This window comes from Luteimonas yindakuii (genome assembly GCF_004803715.2).
In the GTDB taxonomy this organism is placed as follows: Bacteria; Pseudomonadota; Gammaproteobacteria; order Xanthomonadales; family Xanthomonadaceae; genus Luteimonas; species Luteimonas yindakuii.
The window spans coordinates 561576-584582 of sequence record NZ_CP039383.2; the positions used below are offsets into that span (position 1 = coordinate 561576).

Below are 23007 nucleotides of genomic sequence, written 5' to 3' on the forward strand. Positions count from 1 at the left end.
TGTGGGCATGCCAGCGGATACGTCAGCGCAGCTATCCGTTCTGTCCACCCGAGATGGTTCTCAGATACCGCAGAGCCTTCTCCAAGTCGCCGTCCGCCACCGCCTGAAGCAGGGTGCGATGCCCCAGAACACGGATGGGAGTCAGACGGAAATGTTGTGCGGCATCGGCGTCCGATTCATGGAGCTCCGCTGTGACAAGAAAAGCGGCGCAGACTTCATGAAGGCGGTGCTGTACCTCATCACTTACAGTGGTTTGATGGACAACGTCCGCAGGTAGCCGCAACGCGTCCGCCAGCTCGGTCGGCTCCATCTCCAAGGCCTTGGCGACGCTGTGGAGCGTTGCGCCGCAGGAACGTGCGTTTTGGATGATGTCCTGTGTCAGAAGCATGTAGTCCTCTCTTATGGCTGTGGCCCGCCCCGTATCGGCGCGGATGGTCCTGCTCACAAGCCGGTTCTAGGCCGTCGTACACGGCGCCATGCGAGGCGTCCTAGGAGGCGCGCAGCAGTTGCGAGCACCATGGCAGGCTCGATCACCAAGTTGGCGGCGGACCGCCACGACAACGGGGTTGTCTCGTGCATCGGTGTTCCTCGTACGTGCTGCCAGTCGTCTGACTCTCAGGTTCTCAGAACGGTTCGTCCAGGTCGAGCGAGATCCGAACCGGGGGAGGCGAGCATGCCCGCGGCGTCCAAGTGCGGATGGGGTTCTTCCGCTCCCGATCACGTTCACAGCTGCGTTGGTCAGCTGCGCGCACCCGGGCCAGAAGCGCGGTTGGGATTGAACCGTCCTGGCGTCGGTGGCTGATTCCACTCAACAGTGCACGCATGGCGTAGCCGGCATCGGGCCAATCGACTTCCAGGCGTTCGAGCTCGGAGTGCAGGCGGCTCAGGCCCAGTAGCTCATGGCCCACGGCTCGGGCCTGCGTTGTGGGGAACATGTCCTCCGTGTAGGCCCAGCACTTCCCGATGTCATGCAGGAGACCTGCTGCAACACAGATGTCGCGCTCATGGTCTTCGAGCGTCCCTTGGGAATGCAGATCGAGAGCCACTTCAAGGCTATGGGTGGCCAGGCCGCCCGGGAAGGCGTGGTGATGGCGAACGGAGGCAGGCATGGTCCAGTAGGTGTCGGCAACGTCCCGGCGCAACAACACGCGCTCCGTCATCCTGCGCAGTGGATCCGACTGGATCTGCGCCACCAGATTGACCGTTTCCGCCACCACGTGCTTTCTCGGGCACAGGTCGTCCGGAAGCCAGGCCAACGGCGCATCGAAGTCGGGATCGTAGTCGGCCGACGTGATCACCGGCACGTTGTCGTTGGCCGCCTCCGAGTCCCAGCGCACGACCTGCATGACGTGGCGGGTCAGCGAATGCATCAGCAGCTGACTTCGCACCGATGGGGACGGAATGAGGTATTCGGTGACGGTGTGGCCATGACTGACCCGCCAAAGGCAGGTGCTCGACGAGGTGTTCTGCCCCTGTGCGGGTCCAATCAGTACGCCCGGCATGACGTCGATGTCGGGGGCGATGGAAGCTGCCATCAGGTTCCCTCCTTCAGAGGCACTGCGGTGGATGTATCGAGGAGCTGGCGTTTCAGCAGCTGCCGGAGCGCCGCAGCGTCCAACGCGTCGATCTGGTCGGCCGTCATGGACTGCGTGCGGCTCGTGGCCTTCCTGCTCACGAGTCCGGTGAAGGCGAGCCCGTCCTGACGGGTGAGGTTGGGCACGTAACGCGAGTACACGGTGAAGAGCATCTGCGTGTTGGTGTGCCCCATGAGTCGGGCGATCCACTCGGGGTTCTCGCCGGACGCCAACATCAGCGTCGCTGCCGTGTGTCGCGTCTGGTACGGCCGGCGCTTCTCGAACTCGAGGTAGCGCAGCAGCGGGTACCAGATCCGGTTGGCGAAGTTGTGCGCGTCGATGGGGTTACCCGCGCGAGTGCAGAACACGTACACGGCGTCCGGATCCCGCTCCTCCCACTGCTGTCGCAGCGCCTCCTTGACCATCGGCAGCATCGGGATGTCGCGGATGGAGCTTTCGGTCTTGGCGTTCTCTTCCGACTCGCCGCCTGCGAACACCTCGCGGACCTTGATCAGCTCGTTGTCGAAGTCGACGTACTTCCATTTGAGCCCGTTGATTTCACCCGTGCGCATCCCGGTGAAGAAACGACAGGTGACGTAGTTGCGGAAGTCGGGGCGGATCGTGGCGCGAATCTTCTCCACCTCCTCCAGGGAGAAGGGCATCACGTCGGGACGCCGGCCCTTCAGTCGCTTGACCCCCTTGAAGGGATTCGGCGTGCCAAAGCGCTCACTGGCCTCCGTCAGGCACTGGCGCAGAAGCCCCATGACCTTGTTGATCGTCGTCGAGGACAGCTTGGGGCTTGAGCGGCCGGGCAGTTCAGCGAGCTTGGCGCGGAACGTCAGCACGTCCGCTTTCGAAATGGAGCCGACCGGCCGCTCGCCGAACTCGGCCAGCAGGTGCGCGTCGAACGTTGCATCCACGCTGTCCCGGTGCTGGCGCCGCCATTGGGGCGCCATCTCCTTGCGCCAGGTCACGGAGAAGTCGGCGAAGGCGGGCGTGTCCGGACCAGCCGGGGCTGCGGGTAGGGGATTGCCACCCGGAGGGGCCGGGAAAATCCCGCCGACGGCCGGCGCCGGTGCGGCGAACTGGGCCGCCTTCGGGCTTCCCGGGAACGTCGCCGCGTAGTCGAACAGGCCCTGCTTGATCTCCTTGGAGATCCGGCTCATCAGAGACTGGACCCGGCGGCGGTTCTCAGCGGTGTCGGGCAGGGCCGTCTGCTCCCGGCAGCGGACTCCCCGGTAGTAGAAGTCCAGGAACAGTAGGCCGTTGTCCTTGCGGGCGCGGACCTTAGCCATGGGCCAGGCCGCCGTTGGCCATCGGGATGCTCAGACCCACGGCCGGCGTGCGAGCTGCCGGGACGCCGGGCGCCTTGCTGGCCGAGAACTTGCCGATGTCCCGCTCGATCGTCTCGCGGATGAAGAGGAGCTTCCGGCCGCCAAACGGGCGGATGTAGTGCACGCCCTCCAGCAGCACGGCGTCCTTCAGGCGGGTACGGATGGTCCGGGAGTCGTAGTGGATGATCTCGGCGAGCTGATCGGTGGTAAGGTAAGTCTGGTTCATATCTGCGCTCCATGATTCATTTGTGATACGCATGCACCGCCTGTGATGCATGCTGGTGTTGTATCAAAAGAGAATCAAAGTGCAACATATAATGTTCAATTGAACCATATACGATTCAGTCAGGATTCAGCTCAATGCTCAGGTTCAAGCTCAAAGAGCGCATTGCCGACAAGGAATTCAAGGAGGGCAGGCGCATCTCCCTGAGCGAGGTTGCCGATACCACCGGCATCGGTCGCATCACCCTCTCGCGCATGCTCAACCGCGGCACCAACGTGCGCTCGGACACGCTTGATCGCCTGTGCGCCTACTTCGACTGCAGGATCGAAGACCTGGTCGAATACGTCCCCGACGATGCCGCCGCGCAGCCGGGCACCACGACGCAGCAGCGAGGCTAGGGCATGGCTGCAGGAGACAGCCGCTGGCACGTCGTACACCCATCGGCCCATGCGCACGAGCAGGAGGCCTTGGACCTGCTGCGAGCGCACCTGCCTGATTCCTCGCCGTTCCGAGCCTGGTCGAACTTCGAGTTCATCGCCGAAGACGGCAGCATCAACGAAGTCGACGCGTTCATCGTGTCCAGCGATCGCATCTACCTGGTCGAAATCAAGCACTGGGCTGGCCGCATCAGCGGCAACCAGAACAGTTGGCTGATCCGTTCGCCCAGCGGACGCGATCGCTACGAGGAAAACCCGCTGCTGCTGACCAACCGCAAGGCGCGCAAGCTCAAGTCTTTGCTCGGTCGGCAAAAAGCCTTCCGCAACGCCCAGGTGCCGTACATCCAGGCCGCTGTTTTCCTGTCCGAGCCGCACTGCGAACTGACGCTGGACGAAATCGCCGCCCAGCACATTTACCTGCGCCCGGACGCCCGCCACCGCGGCGGCGCGCACAGCATCATCGACGTCATCGTGGGCCGCGCCACCCAGGCCGAAGCCCGCGCCGGCATCAGCCGCGACACCGAGCGCGCACTGGCCCGTGCGATGGACCAGCTCGGCCTGCGCAAGCGCACCCGCGCCGCCACCGTCGGCGACTACCTGCTCACCGGCCTGATCGCCGAAAACGACCGCTACCAGGACTGGCAGGCCACCCACCAGCGCGTGGCCAGCGATCACAAGCGCATCCGCATCTTCCCCCACGCCCAGCGCGCCGCCGAGGCCGAGAAGCGCGAACGCAAGGACATCGCAACCCGCGAGTACGCGCTGCTGCGCGACATCCGCCACGACGCCATCCTCAGTCCGCGCCAGCTCACCGAAAGCGACATCGGCCCGGCGCTGGTCTACGACTTCGATCCCGAAGCCCAGCGCCTGGACCACCTGATCGACGCCGCCGCTGCGGCCCCCGGCTTCGACCAGCGGCTGGAGCTGATCCGCGCCATCGGCGAAGCCCTGGCCTATGCGCACAGCCGCAATGTCTACCACCGCGCGCTCAGCCCCTGGACCATCGAACTGCAGCACGACGCCCAGGGCCGGCCGCGCCCCGTGCTGCGCGACTGGCAGAGCGGCATCGCCGGCCAGGACGGCACCGCCGACACCCGCATGACCATGCACCTGGGCCAGCAGGCCGGGGTGATCGACAACCCGCGCTCGGCCATCTACGCCTCGCCCGAAGTCGTCGCCGGCCACGGCTACGACCCGGTCGCCATCGACATCTTCTCGCTCGGTGCCCTCACCTACGCCCTGTTCGGCGGCCGGCATCCGGCGACCAGCGTCGAGGACATGCTCGACAAGTGCCGCCGCGGCCCGGGCCTGATGATGTCCGAGGCGCTCGACGGCGCGCCCGACAGCCTGCAGGTGCTGGTGCAGGCGGCCACCGACCCCAATCCTGCCGACCGCCCCTCGGACGTGCGCGAGTTCCTGCGCATGCTCGACGACGTGGAAGAAGAGCTCACCGCGCCCGAGCCCGAACGCGGCGCGCTCCCGGCCGATGCCCGCCAGGGCGACATGCTCACCGGCGGTTTCAAGGTGCTGCGCCGCCTGGGCGCCGGCTCCACCTGCCACGCGCTGGCCGTGGAGAATCCCGAAGGCCAGCAGGGCGTGCTCAAGGTCGCCAAGGATCCGTCCTTCAACGAACGACTGCGGCAGGAATACGACACCCTGCTGGACGTGCCGCACCCCAACATCGTCAAGGCCTTCGGCATCCACGACATTGACGGCCTGACCGCGATCTTCATCGAACAGGCCGGCCACCGCACCATGGGCCAGCGCCTGCGCGAACAGGGCCCGCTCTCGCTCGACCTGCTCGAACGCTTCGGCGACGAGCTGCTGGCGGTGCTGGTGCACCTGGAGCGCGAGGGCATCAACCACCGTGACCTCAAGCCCGAGAACATCGGCCTGGGCGAAACCCGCAAGCGCGCCCTGACCCTGAAGCTGTTCGACTTCTCCCTGGCGCGCGCCCCGGCCGAGAACATCCGCGCCGGCACCCCGCCGTACCTGGACCCGTTCCTCAGCCTGCGCCAGCCGCCGCGCTGGGACCTGCACGCTGAGCGCTTCGCCGCCGCCATGACCCTGCACGAAATGGCCACCGGCACCCTGCCCACTTGGGGCGCGGCCGGCCAGGACCCGGCCAGCAGCGACGAAGACGCCAGCCTGGACGTGGAGAAGTTCGACGCCTCCGTGCGTGACGGCCTGGCCGATTTCTTCCGCCGCGCCCTGCACCGCAACAGCAAGCAGCGCTTCGACAACGCCGACCTCATGCATCTGGCCTGGAAGAACCTCTTCCGCCACATCGACCAGACCACCACCACCGACGACGACAGCGATGGCAGCACCACGCTCGACTTCGCGCGCGTGGAAAGCCTCTCGCGCGAAACGCCGCTGTCAGAACTCGGCCTGAGCGCGCGCGAGCTCAACGCCGCCGACCGCATCGGTGCCACCACGGTCGGTCAGTTGCTGTCGCTGCCGGGCATCCGTTTCTACCGCAACCGCGGCATCGGCCAGCAGATCACCCGTCGCCTGCGCCAGGTGCGCGAAGCCCTGGCGGGCAACCTGGGTCAGGCCACCGCCCCGGACCTGCCCGACGACCAACCCGGGGCCTGGAGCATCGACCGCCTGGTCAAGGCGCTTGAAAGCACCAAGCTCGAAGCCGGTGAGGCCGACATCGTCAGCCACTGGCTCGGCCTGGCCGACGCCAGCCCGACCGTCCAGCTCGACCTGCCCAGCCAGCGCGAAGTCGCCGAAGCCTCCGGCACCAGTCGCGCCCAGGTCCAGGCCGCCATCGATCGCGCCGCCGGCAAGTGGGCCAAGAACGGCTGGATGACCGCGCTACGCGATGAAGTAGCCGCCTTCTTGCAGCGCCGCGAATCCGTTGCCAGCGTGGCCGAGGTGGCCAGTGGCTTGCTCAGCGCCCACGGCTCCACCACCGGCGATGCCGAACGCCAGCGCCTCGCCGCCGCGGTGCTGCAGGCGGCGCTGGAAGTGGAAGCCACCCGCGAATCGGCTCGCTACGTGCTCTATCGCGGCCATACCGTCCCTCTGGTCGTGAGCACCGAAGGGCAGGGCGGACTGCAGGCCTCCACCGCCGAGCGCGCCGGCTTTGCCGAAGCCCTGGCCGCGGAAGCCGCCACGCTGGCGGCCGAAGACCCGCTGCCCAGCCCGCGCCGGGCCGAGCAGGCGTTGATGGCCATCCCCACGCCCGCCGGCGACCCGCCGATGACACCCGAGCGCCGCCTGCGCCTGGCCCAGGCCGCCGCTCCCGGCGTGGCCTTGTCCAGTCGCCAGGAACTGTATCCGGAAGGCCTGTCCGCCGAGCGCGCCCTGCGCCTGGGCGCCAACACCCTGCTTGGCGCGCGCCGCCTGGGCGTGGAGCAGCTGCACGCCCGCATCCACAGCCGCTTCTCCAAGGCCGAGCGATTGCCAGGTCGTCCCGCCCTGGACCGCCTGCTGCAGCAGATCGATTTCCCCCTGCAGTGGCACGAGGCCGGCGATGGCCTGCCCGCCGGCTACGCCATGGCCCAGCAGGCCAGCGGCGCCACCCGCCACACCAGCACACTGCGGCGCATGACCACCGCAGTGCACGGCGATGCCGACTCTCCGGAAGCGCGCGAGGCGCGCGCCTTCGACGCCACCGTGCGCCGCGCGCTCGACGCCGGGCGGGTGGTGCTGGTCACCGCCGACCTGCGCCGGGTGGAAGACGCCGTTCCCGAACTGAGCCAGCAATACGACCTCGCCGCGATCAGCCTGGACCGCCTGCTGATCGATGCGCTCAAGGCCCAGACCAGCCAGATTGGCGGCGATTGGCGCGTGGTGCGCCAGGCCGACGCCGCCGTGCAGTCCAGCGCCGACTGGCGCCGCCTGACCGCCTTGGTTGAGCGCGCCATGCCGGCGGTGGTGGCACAGCTCCGTGACGACCCGCGCCCGCTGCTGCTCCAACACCTCGGCCTGCTGGTCCGCTACGGCCACACCGGAGTGATCCAGACCCTGCGCGACGCCGCCAGCGCCGGCCAGCGCCCCGCGCGCCTGCTGCTGCTGCCCGGCGACAGCCACCAGCCGCCGATGCTCGACGGCGTGGTGCTGCCCGTCATCACCCCGGCCGACTGGACCCATCTGCCCAGATCCTGGCTGGAGAACCGCCACCGCGCGGCCCCGGCCGCCGCCGCATCAGGACCCACCGCGTGATCAATGCAAGACAGTTGCTGACCGACCTGCAGGCCCAGCAGAAGAAGCTCGAAAACGACCTTCGCCAGCAGACCGAGGCCCTGCCGGAACTCAAGGGCCGGCTGGAAGCGGAATACAAGGCCGCCCGCGACGCCGGCCGTACCGCCGACACCTATGGCACCTGGCGCGATCACCAGATCACCCAGTCCGCGGTCGCCTGGGTGCTGGCCTGCACCTTCGTGCGCTTTGCCGAAGACACCGGCCTGCTGCCCACCCCGCGCCTGTCCGGCCCCGGCGATGCCCTGCGCCGCGCCCGCGACGCCTTCGGGGAGTTCGTGCGCCAGCGCCCCACCGACCACGAGCGCCACTACCTGGAAAGCGTGTTCGACGGCCTGGCCGAATTCCCCGCGCTCACCGGCCTGTTCGGCCGTGCCCACAACCCGCTGTTCGCCATGCCGCCCTCCTACGAGGCCGCACGCGACCTGCTCGCCTTCTGGCAGCAGACCGACCCGGACACGGGCGCCCTGCGCCACGACTTCACCGATCCCGCGCTCGATACCCGCTTCCTCGGCGACCTCTACCAGGACCTGTCCGAAGCCGCGCGCAAGCGCTACGCCCTGCTGCAGACGCCGGGGTTCGTGGAGGAGTTCATCCTCGACCGCACCCTGGAGCCGGCCATCCGCACGTTCGGGCTGGACGGCATCCGCCTGATCGACCCGACCTGCGGCTCCGGCCATTTCCTGCTCGGCACCTTCGGCCGCCTGCTCGATCACTGGCAGCGCAGCGCGCCGGGGCTGGACGCGCGCGAGCGGGTCATCAAGGCGCTGGAAGGTGTCTACGGCGTGGACCTCAACCCCTTCGCCGTGGCCATCGCCCGATTCCGCCTGCTGGTGGCCGCGCTGCAGGCCAGCGGCATCCACACCCTGCGCGAGGCGCCGGGCTGGAAGTTCAACCTCACCACCGGCGACTCGCTGCTGCACGGCCGCCGCTTCGACCTGCTCGGCGCGGACGATCTCGGCCAACGCTACCCGCACGCCTACGCCGCCGAAGACATCGACGAGGTCAACCGCATCCTCGGCCAGCGCTACCACGCCGTGGTCGGCAACCCGCCCTACATCACCGCCAGCGACAGCGCGCTCAACGCGCTGTATCGCGAGCGCTACGAAACCTGTTATCGCCAGTTTTCGCTCGGCGTGCCTTTCACCGAACGCTTCTTCCAGTTGGCAGAAACCAATGGCGACGCGCCGGCAGGCTACGTCGGCCTGATCACCGCCGACAGCTTCATGAAGCGCGAGTTCGGCAAGAAGTTGATCGAGGACTGGTTCCCGCGCCAGGACCTCACCCACCTCATCCACACCTCCGGCGCCTATATCCCCGGCCACGGCACGCCCACGGTGATCCTGTTCGGCCGCAATCGCGCGCCGGTGGCCGCCACCGTGCGCGCCGTACTCGGAATTCGCGGCGAGCCGTCCACGCCGGATGACCCGGCGCAGGGGCTGGTGTGGCGGTCCATCGTCGAGCTCACTGACAAGTTGGGCAGCAGCAATGAGTACGTCAGCGTCGCGGACATGGAGCGCGATCGGTTGGCGAACCACCCGTGGAGTTTGCAGGGCGGAGTAGCGCCTTCAGTGCTTGAGCAGCTTGAATCCACGAGTCAGGCGGCACTAGGCAGTGCTGTTGAGAACCCGATCGGACGGGCTGTCAGAATTGCTGAGGAAGACGTGTTTATTTTCCCGTCTTCGCGAAGAAAGTGTTCGCCGATTCCTCAGCAGCAATTCCGCGAATACCTTGTCGGGGACTCCGTACGTGACTGGAGCGTAGGATCGCTGGACAGTGTTTGGTATCCCTACCATCGGCCCTCGGGCAGAGAGTTTTATTCTGAACTTTGGGTGTGGCGTACCACTTTGGCGCGCAGGAGAACATTTCAGGGAGAAATGGAAGATGCCGGCTTGGAGTGGTTTGAGTACATGCAGCACACGTCTTCTGCATATCGGACCAAGCTGTCCATCACCTTCGCCTTCGTTGCCACCCACAACCACTTCGTGCTGGATCGCGGCGGCAAGGTGTTCAAGCAGAGCGCGCCGGTCATCAAGCTGCCGGCCGAGGCCAGCGAGGATGAGCACCTGGGGCTGCTCGGGCTGTTGAACAGCGCGTCGGGGTGCTTCTGGATGAAGCAGGTGTTGCACAGCAAGGGCGGTGGTGGGATTGGGGGCGGCCTGGCGTCTGAGGAGTGGGAGAAGTTCTACGAGCACACCGGGACAGGAATGCTGTCGTTTCCGCTTCCGGAAGAGCGACCGCTTCACCTGGCACGCCAGCTCGACGCGCGCGCCGTTGAGCGCGAGACCCATCTTCCGGCTGGGCTTGCCGCGCAACTTCCGCTGTCGCGAGTCGAATTGGATGCGCACCGCAATCAAGCCGATGCGCTGCTAGCGCGCATGATCGCGCTGCAGGAGGAGCTCGACTGGTGGAGCTACCGCGCCTACGGCCTGCTAGAGGATGACCTCACGTTTGCCGGCGACCCGCCCGGCATCGCCTTGGGCGAGCGCGCCTTCGAGTTCGTGCTGGCGCGCCGTATCGAAGGGGGCGAGGTCGAGAGCACTTGGTTCGCCCGCCACGGCTCCTCCCCGGTTACAGAAATCCCCGCCCACTGGCCGGCCGACTACCGCGCCCTCATCAAGCGCCGCATCGCCCTGATCGAATCCCACCCGTGGATCGGCCTGCTCGAGCGCCCCGAGTACAAGCGCCGCTGGAACCAGCCCGGCTGGGCCGAACTGGAGCAGGCCGCCCTGCGCGGCTGGCTGCTGGACCGGCTGGAGAGCCCGCACTACTGGCCCGAACCTGCACTGCAGCGCGTGAACGATCTCGCCGCCCGCGCCGAGCGCGACGCCGACTTCATGGCCGTGGCCGCCCTGTTGACCGGCCAGCAGGCCTTCGACGTCGCCGCCCTGCTGCGCGATCTGCTGGACGGCGAATCTGTGCCCGGGCTAAAGGTGCTGCGCTACAAGCCCGCCGGCCTGCGCAAGCGCGCCGACTGGGAGCACACCTGGGACCAGCAGCGCCGCGAGGACGCCATCGACGCCGCCGTGGCCGCCGAACACCCGCGCCGTGACGATGAAGACGAGGCCCAGTGGCAGGCCCGTATCAAACCCGAGCAGGAGAAGCGCAAGCTGGCCGAGGTCGGCCGCCTGCCGGCCCCGCCCAAGTACACCAGCGCCGACTTCCTGCGCCCCGGCTACTGGCGCCTGCGCGGCGGCCTGGACGTGCCCAAGGAGCGCTGCTTCACCGTCCCCGACCCGCAGGCGCCCGGCGACTGGCTCTACGGCTGGGCCGGCTGGAACCCCGCCCAGCGCGTGCGCGCCCTGGCCGGCGCCTGGATCGACGGCGAAGAGCGCAGCGGCGCCGACCCCGCCCAGCTCCTGCCCCTGCTCATCGCCCTCGACGAGGAGCTGCCCTGGGTGCTGCAGTGGCACAACGCCATTGACCCCGACACCGACGTCCGCCCCGGCGACTACTTCCGCGACTGGCTCGCCCAGCAGCTTAACCGCCATCACTGGACCCGCCAGACCCTTGCCGAGTGGCAGCCGCCCGCCGCCTCACGCCGGGGGCGGCGGGCCAAAGCCGGGAGTTAAACCTATCATGGCCGTGGTAGTTACCGTGGCCGTGTTATATATCATGGCCGTGGTAGGATCGCTGGCATGAATTCAGCCCCGCCCCCGCAGATGGCTCGCGTAGAAGAGCAGCTGGCAGCCTTGTTGGAGGAGGGCGGCTGGTCGGTGGATGTGGAACCGGTGGGACCGCAGCGGTACCGCCCTGACCTGGTCGCCGGGCGTGGTCCGCACCGCTACGCCGTGGAACTCAAGGCCGAGCCCGAAGGCCGCCCGGACCGGGCGTTGGCCCTGCTGTCGCAAGCGATCCTGCAGGCCAGCCGTTATGCCGCAGACCTGGGTATGCGACCGCTGGCGGTGGTCGGGGTGGGCAATGCCTCGCCCTCGCTGAGGCGCCGGTTCGTCGACTTCCAGCGCGACTACGCACCCGATGTGGCCGTGGGTCTGGTATCGGAGGCCGGTGGCAGCCTGTTCATCGGTCCGGGGCTTGATGGGCTGGACCGGGAGGAGCCGAAGGCGCGCCGCAGCGGCAGGGTCGCGCAGCCGCGCAAGGCCTCCAATCTGTTTTCCGACCTCAACCAGTGGATGCTCAAGGTGCTGCTGGCGCCCGAGCTGCCCGAACGGCTGCTGCATGCGCCCAGGGGCGAGTACTTCTCCGGTTCGGACCTGGCGCAGGCCGCCGGGGTCTCGCCCATGAGCGCCTCCCGGTTCCTGCGGCGCATGCAGGAAGAGGGCTTTGTGGATGACTCCGGGGGGCCGCTGCGCCTGGTCAGGCGCGGCGAGCTGTTTCGCCGCTGGCAGTCGGCCGCTATGCGCTCTTCGCCCGAGTTGCGCATGTCCTACCTGATTCCCGCTGCAGGCCCGCGGCAGTTGCACAAGCTGGCCTCGCGGCTGGAAGCCTGCATCGGCCTATTCGAGGCCGCTGACATGCTGGGGGTGGGGCACGTGAGCGGCGCGGTACCGCATGTGTACGTGCGGCGTCTGTCTCCGCCACGGGGAGTGGAATGGCCCGGCGTCGTGCCCTGCGCGCCAGGTGAGCCGCCGCAGGTGATCATCAAGCAGAGCAATGCGCCCGAGTCCCTGTTTCGTGGCGCCATCCGCGCAGGCGACGTTCTGGTGGCCGACGTGCTGCAGGTCTGGCTGGATGTGTCCGCGCATCCGTCGCGTGGTGCCGAGCAGGAACAGTTGCTGCGTGAGGGCGCGCTGGCGGATGTGCTGGGGGAACGGCCATGAACGATCTCGCGCCGTTCGTCAGGCTGGTCCAGGCGTTGGCGCCGTGGGAGTCGCGGCTGCTGTTCGTGGGTGGCTGGGCACATCGGCTGTATCGGCTGCACGAACGCGCGACACCGCTGAAGTACCAGCCGCTCGCCACCCTGGATGCCGATGTCGCGTACGCACAGCGCGAACGCCTTGACGGGGATATCCGGGCAGCATTGGAAGCCGAGGGATTCCACCAGCAGCTGACCGGCAGCCACCAGCCGCCTGTGTCGCGCTACACCCTTGGGGAGGAGAGCACCGCAGGGTTCTATGCCGAGTTCCTGACGCCGCTGGTGGGGCGCGCTTACACGCGCGAGGGTGTGCCGATGGCGACCGAGGCGCAATCGGGCATCACAGCCCAGCGCCTGCGCTATCTGGACCTGCTGTTCCTCACGCCCTGGTCGGTGACCCTGGGGGCGGACTGGGGTGCGGACGTGCCACTGGCCGCGCGCATTCCGAATCCGGTGGCGTTCATCGTGCAGAAGCTGTTGATCCACCCGGACCGAGCGGCCGGGAAGCAGGCACAGGATCTGTTGTACATCCACGATACGCTTGAACTGTTCGCAGCCCGCCTGGACGAGCTGCATGCGCTGTGGGACGAAGACATCCGGCCAAGCATGGATCCCGCCTGGGTGCGACGGGTCCTGCAGGCGAGGACTGATGTGTTTGGCACCTTGAACGACCGGATCCGCGACGCGGCCCGGATTCCGCAGGACCGGGACTTGGATCCGGAACGGATGCGGGCGATGTGTCTGGAAGCTTTGGGGGAAATACTGGAATGACCACCACGATCGGCGACATCTTCACCATCCCGGAGGCTGTCCATCAGGGTGATTTCGTCCTGCGGCTTACAGAGGGTCTGCAGGCTGACAAGCGTAGGCAGACGCTGCAGCAGTACGTGGTGACGCCGCAGCTGGTGCAGTCGTTCAAGCAAGCGCTGTCGCTGATCGGCAGCGCGGTGAACGGCAACTCGTCCAAGGGCGCCTACCTGCACGGCAGCTTCGGCAGCGGCAAGAGCCATTTCATGGCGGTGCTGGACATGATCCTGGAGGGCGATGCCGATGCGCGCGCCATTCCCGAACTGGCTGGCGTGGTCCGCGAGGCCAATGCGTGGTGGGAGGGCGGCAGCTACCTGGTGGTGCCGTTCCACATGATCGGCGCGCGCAGCATGGAGCAGGCGATTCTGGGCGGCTACGCGGCCCATGTCCGTGAGAAGCATCCCGATGCACCCACGCCCGGCTTCTACCGCAGCGCCGAGCTGATCCAGAACGCCCACCGCCTGCGCGGACAGATGGGCGATGAGAGCTTTTTCAAGGCGCTCGGCGGCAGCGGTGGTGGCGACGGCGGCTGGGGCAGCCTGGGCGGTGGTTGGGATGCGATGGCCTATGAAGCAGCAGCTGCGGCCAATCCGGACGACGCCGAGCACCGGCGGTTGGTGGGCGATCTGGTGGATGCCTTCTTCAGCCACCTGCATGCCAATGCCGACACCGACAACTACGTGAGCCTGGACCGCGGGTTGGCGGTGATGTCGCAGCACGCGCGGGATCTCGGTTACAGGGCGGTGGTGCTGTTCCTGGACGAGTTGATCCTATGGCTGGCAAGCCATTCCCAGGATCAGGGCTTCCTCAATCGCGAAGGCCAGAAGGTGGCCAAGCTGGTGGAAGCCGAGGCGGCCGACCGGCCGATCCCGATCGTGAGCTTCATCGCCCGTCAGCGCGACCTGCGCGAGCTGGTGGGTGCCTCGGTGCCCGGCGCACAGCAGTTGGCCTTCGCCGATGTCTTGCAGTGGTGGGAGGCGCGCTTCGACGAGATCAAGCTGGAGGACCGCAACCTGCCGGCCATCATCGAGCGCCGCTTGCTGCAGCCCCGCGGCGAGGCCGAGAAACAGCAGTTGCACGAGGCGTTCGAGAAAACCGCGCGCGTTCGCCAGGAAGTGCTGGACATCCTGCTCACGCACGAAGGCGACAAGCAGATGTTCGAGCAGGTCTATCCGTTCAGCCCGGCGCTGGTGCAGGTGCTGGTGGCGCTGTCGGGGCTGCTGCAGCGCGAGCGCACTGCCCTGAAACTGATGCTGCAGCTCCTGGTTCAGAACAAGGACCGGTTGCAGCTTGGCGACGTGATTCCGGTGGGCGACCTGTTCGACGCCATCATCGACGGCGATGAGCCGTTCACCCCGGTGATCAAGAACCTGTTCGACCGCGCGCGTCAAGTGTGGAACCGCAAGCTTGTGCCACTGTTGGAGGCCGATCACGGCGTTTCCAACCAGGACATCCTGGACGGCAATGCCGATCCCCAGGTGATCCGCCGCTACCGCGCCGACGCTGGCATCCTCAAGACCCTGCTGCTGTCGACCCTGGCGCCGGAAGTCGAGGCGCTGCGCAACCTGACCCCGACCCGGCTGGCGGCGCTGAACCACGGCACCATCCGCTCGCCACTGCCCAATGGCGAGGCAGGCACCGTGCTGGCCAAGGTGCGCGGCTGGGCCAGCCATGCCGGCGAGATCCAGCTCAGCGCGGACGCGGTGCACCCGGTGATCAGCATGCAGCTGAGCGGCGTGGACGTGGAAGGCGTGCTGGAAAACGCGCGTGCCATGGACAACTTCGGCAACCGCGTGCGGCTGGTGAAGGATCTGCTGTTCGGCGAAATCGGGATCGATGCGTCCACGGCGCTGCTGGCGCCCGAATACAGCTGGCTGTGGCGCGGCACGCCGCGGCGTACCGAAGTGTTGCTCCAGAACGTTCGCGAGCTGACAGACGAAAGCATGCGCCCGGGCGATGGCGTGTGGCGGCTGTTGATCGACTATCCCTTTGACGAGGATCCGGCGCGCACGCCGGCCGACGACCGGGCGCGATTGCAGACCTTCCGCGAGCGCGCCGAGTCGGTGCGCACGATCGCCTGGATTCCATCCTTTCTTAATGAGCGCGCGCTCGATGACCTGGGGCGGCTGGTGATCCTCAACCACGTGCTGTCCGGGCCGCGGCTGGACGAGTACGGGGCTCACCTGCAGCCGGTGGAACGCACCGAAGCTCGGGCGACGCTCAAGAGCCAGCGTGACCAGTTGGAGCTGCGCGTGCGCGGTGCGCTCAAACAGGCCTATGGGATCGCCCAGGGCACCGGCAACGACGTGCACACCAGCCACACCCTTGACGAACACTTCCAGTCTTTGGCTGGCGGGCTGAGGCTGCAGCCGCCCCCGGGCGGCGGCTTCAAGGAGAGCGTGGAGCATCTGCTGGACCAGGCACTGGCCCACCAGTATCCGGCCCACCCGAAGTTCGAAGGTGAGGTGCGGCGTGCCGCGTTGAAGTGGTCCCTCGATGCGCTGCGCGAGGCGGTGGATTCGCCCAATGGACGCGCAGACCTGGAGCGAGGCCGGCGCGACGAGATACGTCGCATCGTGCAGCCGCTCAACCTGGCCAGGTGCGGTGAGGCGCAGCTGTCGCCGGAAGACCACTGGCGCACCCACTTCACCCGGAAGATGGCCGCAGAGGGGGTTAAGAACCCCACGGTACGCCAGCTCCGGCAGTGGATCGATGAGCCGCAGGCCATGGGCCTGCAGGACGACGTATCGGATCTGATCATCCTGGGCTGGGCAGCACAGGCCGGTCGCACGCCGTACCTTCACGGTGGACCGGTGCAGGCCGAGGTCGGCGGCTTGCAGCGCGAGTGTGAGCTGCGCGAACAGGCGCTCCCGGATGAGGCACTGTGGAAGGAAGCGGTTCGCCGTGCCTCGGACATCTTTGGCGAGGTTGGCACCGGTGCCGGCCGGAATCCCGGCAACGTAGCCAGCATGGTGCAGGCGCTCCGCAGGCATGCTGGCGAAAAGATGGGCGCCGTGCGTGACTACCGCGCGGCGCTGGAAACGCGCCTCGGGGATTGGGGCGTGAAGGGTGACTGCGCCCGCATGCGCACCGCGCAGGCGTCGCTCGATCTGCTGATCGCCCTGGCCGATGCCAGTGCGGACACAGTGGCGGTGCTGGCGCAGGGACGGGTGGATACCTCCAGTGCCGCGATGGGTGCCGTGATGGCGTCTGCGCCGACGCTGACGGCGACGCTGCGTTCACCGCAGTGGCAGGTGCTGGAGACGTTCCGCGGCCTGGGCCGGAGCGACGCACCTGCGGTGGCCGTGATTGAGGCGGCGGTGGCGGCGCTGGCATCCGACGAGCATGTCATCCGGCTGGATGCGGAGCTGTCCCGCCAGCACGGGGCTGCGCTGAAGCTGATGGTCGCGCCGCCACCTCCGCTCCCGCCACCTCCACCGCCGCGGCCATCCCCCTCAATCCGCAATATCGAGCGGCGCTCCGCCGATGCCGCGGCGGTGACTGAAGTGATGCAGACGCTGCAGCAGGCCCTGCAGGAAGATGCTTCCCTGCGCGTGGACATCGACTGCCGCGTGTATCGCGAAGGCGACGGTGGGGCGTGAGCCTGACCCTGTCCCAACTGGCCAGCCATGCGGCCAGGGTGTTGGAGGAAGGTTCGCCGCGGCAGGCCCTGGCCTATGCCTGGCCGCACCCGTGGGCGGGCGGTGAGTCGATCGAAGTCGCCGGGCGCACCCTGCCGCTGCGCTATTGCCAGTCGAGCCTGGAGGTGCGTGAGGCGCTGGCGGCCGAAGGCGAAACGCCTGCGGTGTTGCTGGTCGGCTTACCGGAAAACGCACTGGGCCAGGACATCCTGGGGCGCCTGGCGCGCCATCGCCTGCTGCACGTGGACCGCTGGCAGTTGGTGCAGGACGCGTACGGCGTGCGCCAGGTGGATCCGAGGCTGTTTCCCATGCAGTGGCTGCCCGCGGTGCTGATGGATGCGGTGGCCGTGCGGCCGACGGCAACGTCGCCGGTGCTGACCCTGGAAGACGCCATGGGCACCTGCCTGGCGTTCGTGTTCGGCCTGCCTGCGGAACAGCCGGGGCTGGATGACCTGGCCCATGCCTGTGAAGACAACCATGCGCGCTGGCTGGCGATCGCGCCTGACCACCGCGAGCACTACCGGCAGCACCTGGTGGAGCAGTTCGGGCCGCTGGCCGAAGCATTCGTGGCGGCCATGGAGAACGGCAACGGGCACGCGATTGCCGCCATCGGCCTGGCCTGCGACGTGCTGTATGCGGACGAGGCCGAGAAGCTCCCGGAGCTGCGTGACGCCCGCGTGCGCCTCGAATCGCGCCTGGGTGGCCATCGCCTGAAGGTGGCGGACGGCAAGAGCTGGGCCCGACTGGCGCGCGATCTGGCCGCTCGTCTGCCGGAGGCCGGGCGGCTTGCCGCGGAACGCAAGGCCTCCGAGCTGCTGCAGGCGATCGGTGCGAGCGATCATCTGGAACTCAGCGGCGTGCTCTCCCTTGGCCTGGACGCGCGTCTGGACCAGCTTGGCGAGTCCATCGAACGATTCCTACGCACGCCCGATGCGCTTCTTGAGGTTGAAGCTGCTGCAGCGTACGTATTGGCCCATCGGCTTGCCCGGGGCGACCACCCCGGGCCGGCGGCGGCGCGGATGGCGGCGCGACTTTGCCGTTCCCTGGCAGTCGGCGCCACGGGCACGACGGTCAACGACTCCGTCGCCCACTATCTGGAGCACGGCGCGTGGCAGGACTGGGCGCGCAGGGCGCTGCGCGGCGTCCGCCCGGAGCGGTTCGCGCGGGCGGTGACGAAGCTGCTCGACCAGGTGGCAGTCGCGCGCCGGCCGCAGGACGAAGCCTTTGCGAGCAGCCTGCTGGCTACGCTGCGCTTGGGCGAGGTACCAGGCGGGCTGACGCCGGTGGAGTCGGCGCTGGACCACGTGGTCGCGCCGCTGGCGTCGCAGTCGCCGGTGCTGCTGGTGGTGCTCGATGGCATGAGCGCAGATGTGTCGCTTGCGATGTCGCAGTCGCTGCTGTCCCGAGGCTGGGGTGCCTGGGCCCGCCGCGGCGAGCCGCAGGCCCTGCTGGCCACCGTGCCCTCAGTGACCGAGTGCAGCCGCACCAGCCTGCTGTCGGGAAGGCTTGCGCGCGGCGTCGCTCGTCAGGAGGCCCAGGCGTTCGCCGCGCACGAAGGTCTCCGGCGGGCAAGCCGCTCGGGCCATCCGCCGCGGTTGTTCCACAAGGCCGGCGTGGAGCAGAGCCACCAGCTGGGCACTGAGGTGGCGGCCGCGATTGCCGACGCCAGCTGCCAGGTGGTGGCCGTGGTCATCAATGCCATTGACGATGCGCTGGCCAAATCGGACCAGGTCCGCATCGACTGGGACATCGAAACCATCCCCTTGCTGGCTGAGGTGCTGGATCATGCCAGCCGTGCCGGCAGGGCCGTGGTCCTGACCAGTGATCACGGCCACGTGCTTGAGCGTGATTCGATACTGCGGCCCGGTGGCGCAGGAGAACGCTACCGCACGGCCGAAGCGCCGGTCGCCGAGGGTGAGTTGCTGGCCGACGGGCCGCGCGTGCGGGCGCTGATGGACAGCGCGATCGTGGTGCCCTGGCGCGAGGACATCCGCTATGCGGTGAAAAAGAACGGATATCACGGCGGCGTGTCCCGCCAGGAAATGATCGTGCCGCTGGGTATCTGGACGCCTCCGGGCATGGAGCTGCCGGATGCCGGGTACCTGCCGACGAACATTGCCAGCCCAGCGTGGTGGGAGTCCGACGGCCAGGTGCCACCACCCCGGTCCGTGCCCGCGCAACCGCCTGTCAGGCGAAGGGCGGCGGAGGCGTCCGGCGACCTGTTTGCACCGCGGCAGGCCAGCGGCTTGGCTGATGCGCTGTTGGCCAGCAGCGTCTTCGGTCACCAGCAGGCGCGGGTCGGACGTGTGGCCCTTGAGCCTCAGCGGCTGGCCACGCTGGTGCGGAAACTGGAGGATGGTGGCGGGCGCGCCCGGATCGAACAGCTTGCGCAAGCGATCGAGATGCCCGCGGTGCGGATGCGCGGCGTGGTGTCGATCCTCCAGCGCACGCTCAATATCGATGGTTTCCCGGTGGTCACCTTTGAGCAGGCGACCGGGACCGTCCTGCTTGACCTGCCACTACTGCGCACACAGTTCCAGCTATGACGACGATCTCACCCGCCCGTGCCGATGAAATCCTGGATGCGCTGCGACGCGGCACCGTGCCCGAGTCTGCGCTGGACGCGTTTGCGGTCGGGCTGGACCCCTACCGCGACACCCTGCTGGCGGAGCTGAGCCAGGGTTCGACAGGCCGAGGCCGGTTCAAGGCCGTGCGCGGCGACTACGGAACGGGCAAGACCTTTTTTGCCCGCTGGTTCCAGGGGCTGGCGCGTGCGGAAGGATTCGCCAGTTCGGAAGTGCAGATCTCGGAGGCGGAAACACCGCTGCACCGGCTCGAAACAGTGTACAGGCGCCTGATCGAGCACCTGATGACCGAAGGCGGCGAGCGTGGCGCCATGCGCGCGATCATCGACGGATGGTTCTATGCGCTGGAAGAGGAAGTGCTGGCGCGCGAAAGCGACTGCGCCGAGGACCGGCTGCTGCAGGCCACCGAGGCATTGATGACCGAGCGGCTGCGCCCGATCGAGCGCCAGGCGCCTGCGTTCGGTGCCTGCCTGCGCGCGTATCGCCGTGCCGTGGCGGCCGGCGACGAAGCCTTGGCCAGCGGCCTGATTGCCTGGATGTCGGGTCAGCCGAACGTGGCCGCTGCGACCAAGCGGGCGGCCGGGATCAAGGGCGACATCGACCACTTCGGTGCGCTGGGCTTCCTGCAAGGTTTGCTGCTGATCCTGCGCGACAGTGGGTTTTCCGGCCTGGTGCTGGTGCTGGACGAGGTGGAGACCCTGCAGCGCGTGCGCGGCGACATCCGCGAGAAGAGTCTCAATGCGCTGCGCCAGTTCATGGACGAGATCGATGCCGGCCGCTTCCCCGGCCTGTACCTGATGATCACCGGCACGCCGGCGTTCTTCGATGGCCCGCAGGGCGTTCAGCGGCTGCCGCCGTTGGCGCAGCGGCTGCACGTGGACTTCGGTACCGACGCGCGCTTCGACAATCCGCGTGCGGTCCAGATCCGCCTGCGTGCCTTCGACATGGAGCGCCTGGTCGAGGTGGGGCGGAACGTGAGGGCCGTGTTTGTTCAACGCAGCGCTGTCGCTGATCGCGTGCTGACGCTTGTCGACGATGCACTGCTCCGGGACCTGGCCACTGCCGTGACCGGCAAGCTGGGCGGGAAAGTGGGCGTTGCGCCGCGGATCTTCCTGAAGAAGCTGGTGGCCGAGGTGCTGGATCGGGTCGACCAGTTCCCTGACTTTGATCCACGGAAGGATTACCAGCTTGTGGTGCAGGCTGCGGAGCTGAGCCAGGACGAGCGGCGCGCGCTGTCGCCCGACGACATCCAGCTCGACCTGTGAGCAGCGATCACCCCGAAGCAAGCGCGTTCGAGCTGCTGCATCCGGCAGTCCAGTACCACGTGGTCAATTCGCTGGGGTGGCCGGGGCTGCGGCCGCTGCAGGAGCAGGCGGTGGCGCCGCTGGTGCAGGGGCATCATGCGCTGCTGATCGCTCCTACGGCCGGTGGCAAGACCGAAGCGGCAGTGCTGCCCGTGCTGTCACGGATGCTGACCGAGGAGTGGCGCGGCCTCAGCGTCCTGTACGTCTGCCCGACCAAGGCACTGCTGAACAACCTGGAGCCGCGCCTGTCGTCGCTGGCAGGCATGGTCGGGCGCAGGGTGGAGGTCTGGCATGGCGACGTGAGTGCATGCGGCAAGTCGCGTACCCAAGGCGATCCGCCCGACATCCTGCTGACCACGCCCGAGTCGCTGGAAGGCATCATGCTCGGCAGCCGCCGCGACCACCGCCGGCTGCTGGGCGGCGTGCGCTGCGTGATCGTGGACGAGCTGCATGCCTTCGCCGGCGACGACCGCGGCTGGCACTTGCTGGCGCTGCTCGAACGCCTGCGCACGCTGGGCGCGCCTGTGGAGCAGCGGATCGGACTGTCGGCCACGGTGGGTGATCCAGCGGCGCTGCTGGAATGGCTTGCGGGCCACGCAAGCGGAACGGCCACCCTGGTCCACGTGTCCGCACCACCCGCCGAGTCCGAGATCGCCATCGACTACGCAGGAAACATCGCCAATGCCGCCATCCTCATCGGCCGGTTGCATGCCGGCGAGAAGCGACTGGTGTTCTGCGATAGCCGCACCAAGGTGGAAGAGCTTGCGCTTGCCCTGCGCGCGCTGGAGGTCGATGTCTTCGTCTCCCATGCAGCCCTGTCGGCCGACATTCGCAGGCAGGCCGAGCAGGCCTTCGCCGAGCGCCAGAACTGCGTCATCGTGGCGACCAGCACACTGGAGCTGGGGCTGGATGTGGGTGACCTGGATCGCGTGATCCAGATCGATGCGCCGGGGTCGGTTGCGTCCTTCCTCCAGCGGCTGGGGCGTACGGGCAGGCGGCGGGGCAGTCATCGCAACATGCTGTTCATTGCGACCAGCGGTGAAGGGCTGCTGCAGGCCCTGGCGATCAAGCAGCTCTTTGGCGAGGGCTACGTGGAGCCGGTGCTGCCCCCGCCCCTGCCGTACCACGTGCTGGTGCAGCAGCTGTTCGCGCTGATCTTCGAGCACGGCGGCGAGATGGCTGAAGCCGACTTCCTGGCACTGTCCGGTCGCATTCCCGGGATGGCCGAAGCCCTCGATGCTGGCTGGCCGGAGATCAGGGCGCATCTGGTTGCGGACGGATGGCTGATCGGCATCGGCATGCAGTTGGCGCTGGGGCCGAAGGCGGAAGCCAGGTTCCGCGGCAAGGGCCTGGCCGAGCTGTGCGTCTCCTTTGATTCGCCCAACGCTTTTGCGGCCATGCATGGCAACGTGCTGGTGGGCCATGTCGATCCCTTGAGCCTGGCAGGCAAGCGGGATTCGCCGGTGATCCTCGCCCTTGGAGGGCGCTCGTGGCGTGTGGTGTCGACCGACTGGTCACGCGCGCGAGTCCATGTCGTTCCCAGCGAGGAGAAGGGCAGCAGTCGTTGGCTGGGTGCGGCGCGCGGCGCATCCCGGGTGCTGTCGCAGAAGGTGCGCGACATCCTTGACGGCGCCGGTGCGGATAATGAGCCCGGGCTTTCGGGCAGGGCGCGGGCGAAGCTTGCCGAGCTTCAGGAGGAACTGCAGGACACCCTGCGGACGGTTCCATTCGAGCGACCCGACGGGGGCTACGTCTGGTGGACGTATGCGGGGCTGGCCGCAAACCTTCTGCTGGCCGGTCGCATCACAACGGCTGGAGGCAGCTACGGCGTGGTGACCGCGTGGAGCGTGAAGTTCACGCTGAGCCCCGTGGCCCTGGAGCGTGTCGGCGGCTGGAAGAGCCTGGCGGCGCTGGAGCCGTTCTGGGAGCCGGCGGCGAAGCCCAAGTTCGCGGAACTGCTGCCTGCTAGCCGGGTTCACGAAATGACGCTGCGTCGCGTTCAGGCTGTTGCGTCGATCAGGTGTCCCCCGGAGTGATCCGCGCCAGGGCGCTGGGCACGAGATGCCAAGCTCAC

The 23007-nt window shown here is 67.8% G+C and carries 13 protein-coding genes; 9 read left to right on the top strand and 4 right to left on the bottom strand.

Annotation, left to right across the window (positions count from 1 at the left end; all coding sequences use genetic code 11):
• Positions 1 to 31: 31 nt before the first annotated feature.
• From E5843_RS02530 to E5843_RS02545, 4 genes are all read right to left on the bottom strand, one after another.
• Entirely contained in the window at positions 32 to 388 is a 357-nt protein-coding gene (locus tag E5843_RS02530) for a hypothetical protein (RefSeq protein ID WP_136411728.1), read from the bottom strand.
• A gap of 235 nt (positions 389 to 623) precedes the next feature.
• Positions 624 to 1535 (bottom strand): HD domain-containing protein, encoded by a 912-nt coding sequence (locus E5843_RS02535; RefSeq protein WP_136411729.1) that lies wholly within the window; start codon positions 1533 to 1535, stop codon positions 624 to 626.
• On the bottom strand, positions 1535 to 2869 hold the full coding sequence (locus E5843_RS02540) for a site-specific integrase (RefSeq protein ID WP_141065637.1): 1335 nt from the start codon (positions 2867 to 2869) through the stop codon (positions 1535 to 1537). Before E5843_RS02540 ends, E5843_RS02535 begins: the two co-directional genes overlap by 1 nt.
• Positions 2862 to 3134 carry a hypothetical protein gene (locus tag E5843_RS02545; protein ID WP_136411730.1) on the bottom strand — a complete coding sequence of 91 codons (273 nt, stop codon included), beginning with the start codon at positions 3132 to 3134 and terminating at the stop codon, positions 2862 to 2864. The genes E5843_RS02540 and E5843_RS02545 overlap by 8 nt, the downstream gene beginning before the upstream one ends.
• 134 nt (positions 3135 to 3268) lie before the next feature.
• On the opposite strand from E5843_RS02545, the gene E5843_RS02550 reads away from it, so the two are divergent.
• The 9 genes from E5843_RS02550 to E5843_RS02590 all read left to right on the top strand — a co-directional run bounded on the left by E5843_RS02550 (position 3269) and on the right by E5843_RS02590 (position 22969).
• Entirely contained in the window at positions 3269 to 3529 is a 261-nt protein-coding gene (locus E5843_RS02550) for a helix-turn-helix domain-containing protein (RefSeq protein WP_136411731.1), read from the top strand.
• Positions 3530 to 3532: 3 nt separating this feature from the next.
• Positions 3533 to 7744, top strand: coding sequence for a BREX system serine/threonine kinase PglW (gene pglW, locus E5843_RS02555; protein ID WP_136411732.1), 4212 nt, complete (start codon positions 3533 to 3535; stop codon positions 7742 to 7744).
• Positions 7741 to 11352 (top strand): BREX-2 system adenine-specific DNA-methyltransferase PglX, encoded by a 3612-nt coding sequence (gene pglX / locus E5843_RS02560; protein ID WP_141065638.1) that lies wholly within the window; start codon positions 7741 to 7743, stop codon positions 11350 to 11352. The genes pglW and pglX overlap by 4 nt, the downstream gene beginning before the upstream one ends.
• A 66-nt stretch (positions 11353 to 11418) precedes the next feature.
• The gene (locus E5843_RS02565) at positions 11419 to 12561 is read left to right on the top strand and encodes a helix-turn-helix domain-containing protein (RefSeq protein WP_136411733.1); all 1143 of its coding nucleotides are present in this window, start codon (positions 11419 to 11421) and stop codon (positions 12559 to 12561) included.
• Positions 12558 to 13367 (top strand): GSU2403 family nucleotidyltransferase fold protein, encoded by an 810-nt coding sequence (locus E5843_RS02570; protein WP_141065639.1) that lies wholly within the window; start codon positions 12558 to 12560, stop codon positions 13365 to 13367. The genes E5843_RS02565 and E5843_RS02570 overlap by 4 nt, the downstream gene beginning before the upstream one ends.
• Entirely contained in the window at positions 13364 to 17005 is a 3642-nt protein-coding gene (locus tag E5843_RS02575) for a BREX-2 system ATPase PglY family protein (protein WP_136411735.1), read from the top strand. The genes E5843_RS02570 and E5843_RS02575 overlap by 4 nt, the downstream gene beginning before the upstream one ends.
• Entirely contained in the window at positions 17002 to 19590 is a 2589-nt protein-coding gene (pglZ, locus tag E5843_RS02580) for a BREX-2 system phosphatase PglZ (RefSeq protein ID WP_166815858.1), read from the top strand. The genes E5843_RS02575 and pglZ overlap by 4 nt, the downstream gene beginning before the upstream one ends.
• On the top strand, positions 19587 to 20894 hold the full coding sequence (gene brxD, locus E5843_RS02585) for a BREX system ATP-binding protein BrxD (RefSeq protein WP_141065641.1): 1308 nt from the start codon (positions 19587 to 19589) through the stop codon (positions 20892 to 20894). Before pglZ ends, brxD begins: the two co-directional genes overlap by 4 nt.
• The gene (locus E5843_RS02590; protein ID WP_141065642.1) at positions 20891 to 22969 is read left to right on the top strand and encodes a DEAD/DEAH box helicase; all 2079 of its coding nucleotides are present in this window, start codon (positions 20891 to 20893) and stop codon (positions 22967 to 22969) included. The genes brxD and E5843_RS02590 overlap by 4 nt, the downstream gene beginning before the upstream one ends.
• The last annotated feature ends 38 nt before the right edge of the window (positions 22970 to 23007 follow it).

Coding starts and splice junctions, on each gene's coding strand:
- E5843_RS02550 (WP_136411731.1), top strand. CDS start 3,269: ATGCTCAGGTTCAAGCTCAAAGAGCGCATTGCCGACAAGGAATTCAAG.
- E5843_RS02535 (WP_136411729.1), bottom strand. CDS start 1,535: ATGGCAGCTTCCATCGCCCCCGACATCGACGTCATGCCGGGCGTACTG.
- E5843_RS02575 (WP_136411735.1), top strand. CDS start 13,364: ATGACCACCACGATCGGCGACATCTTCACCATCCCGGAGGCTGTCCAT.
- E5843_RS02570 (WP_141065639.1), top strand. CDS start 12,558: ATGAACGATCTCGCGCCGTTCGTCAGGCTGGTCCAGGCGTTGGCGCCG.
- pglW (WP_136411732.1), top strand. CDS start 3,533: ATGGCTGCAGGAGACAGCCGCTGGCACGTCGTACACCCATCGGCCCAT.
- E5843_RS02545 (WP_136411730.1), bottom strand. CDS start 3,134: ATGAACCAGACTTACCTTACCACCGATCAGCTCGCCGAGATCATCCAC.
- E5843_RS02530 (WP_136411728.1), bottom strand. CDS start 388: ATGCTTCTGACACAGGACATCATCCAAAACGCACGTTCCTGCGGCGCA.
- E5843_RS02540 (WP_141065637.1), bottom strand. CDS start 2,869: ATGGCTAAGGTCCGCGCCCGCAAGGACAACGGCCTACTGTTCCTGGAC.
- E5843_RS02565 (WP_136411733.1), top strand. CDS start 11,419: ATGAATTCAGCCCCGCCCCCGCAGATGGCTCGCGTAGAAGAGCAGCTG.
- brxD (WP_141065641.1), top strand. CDS start 19,587: ATGACGACGATCTCACCCGCCCGTGCCGATGAAATCCTGGATGCGCTG.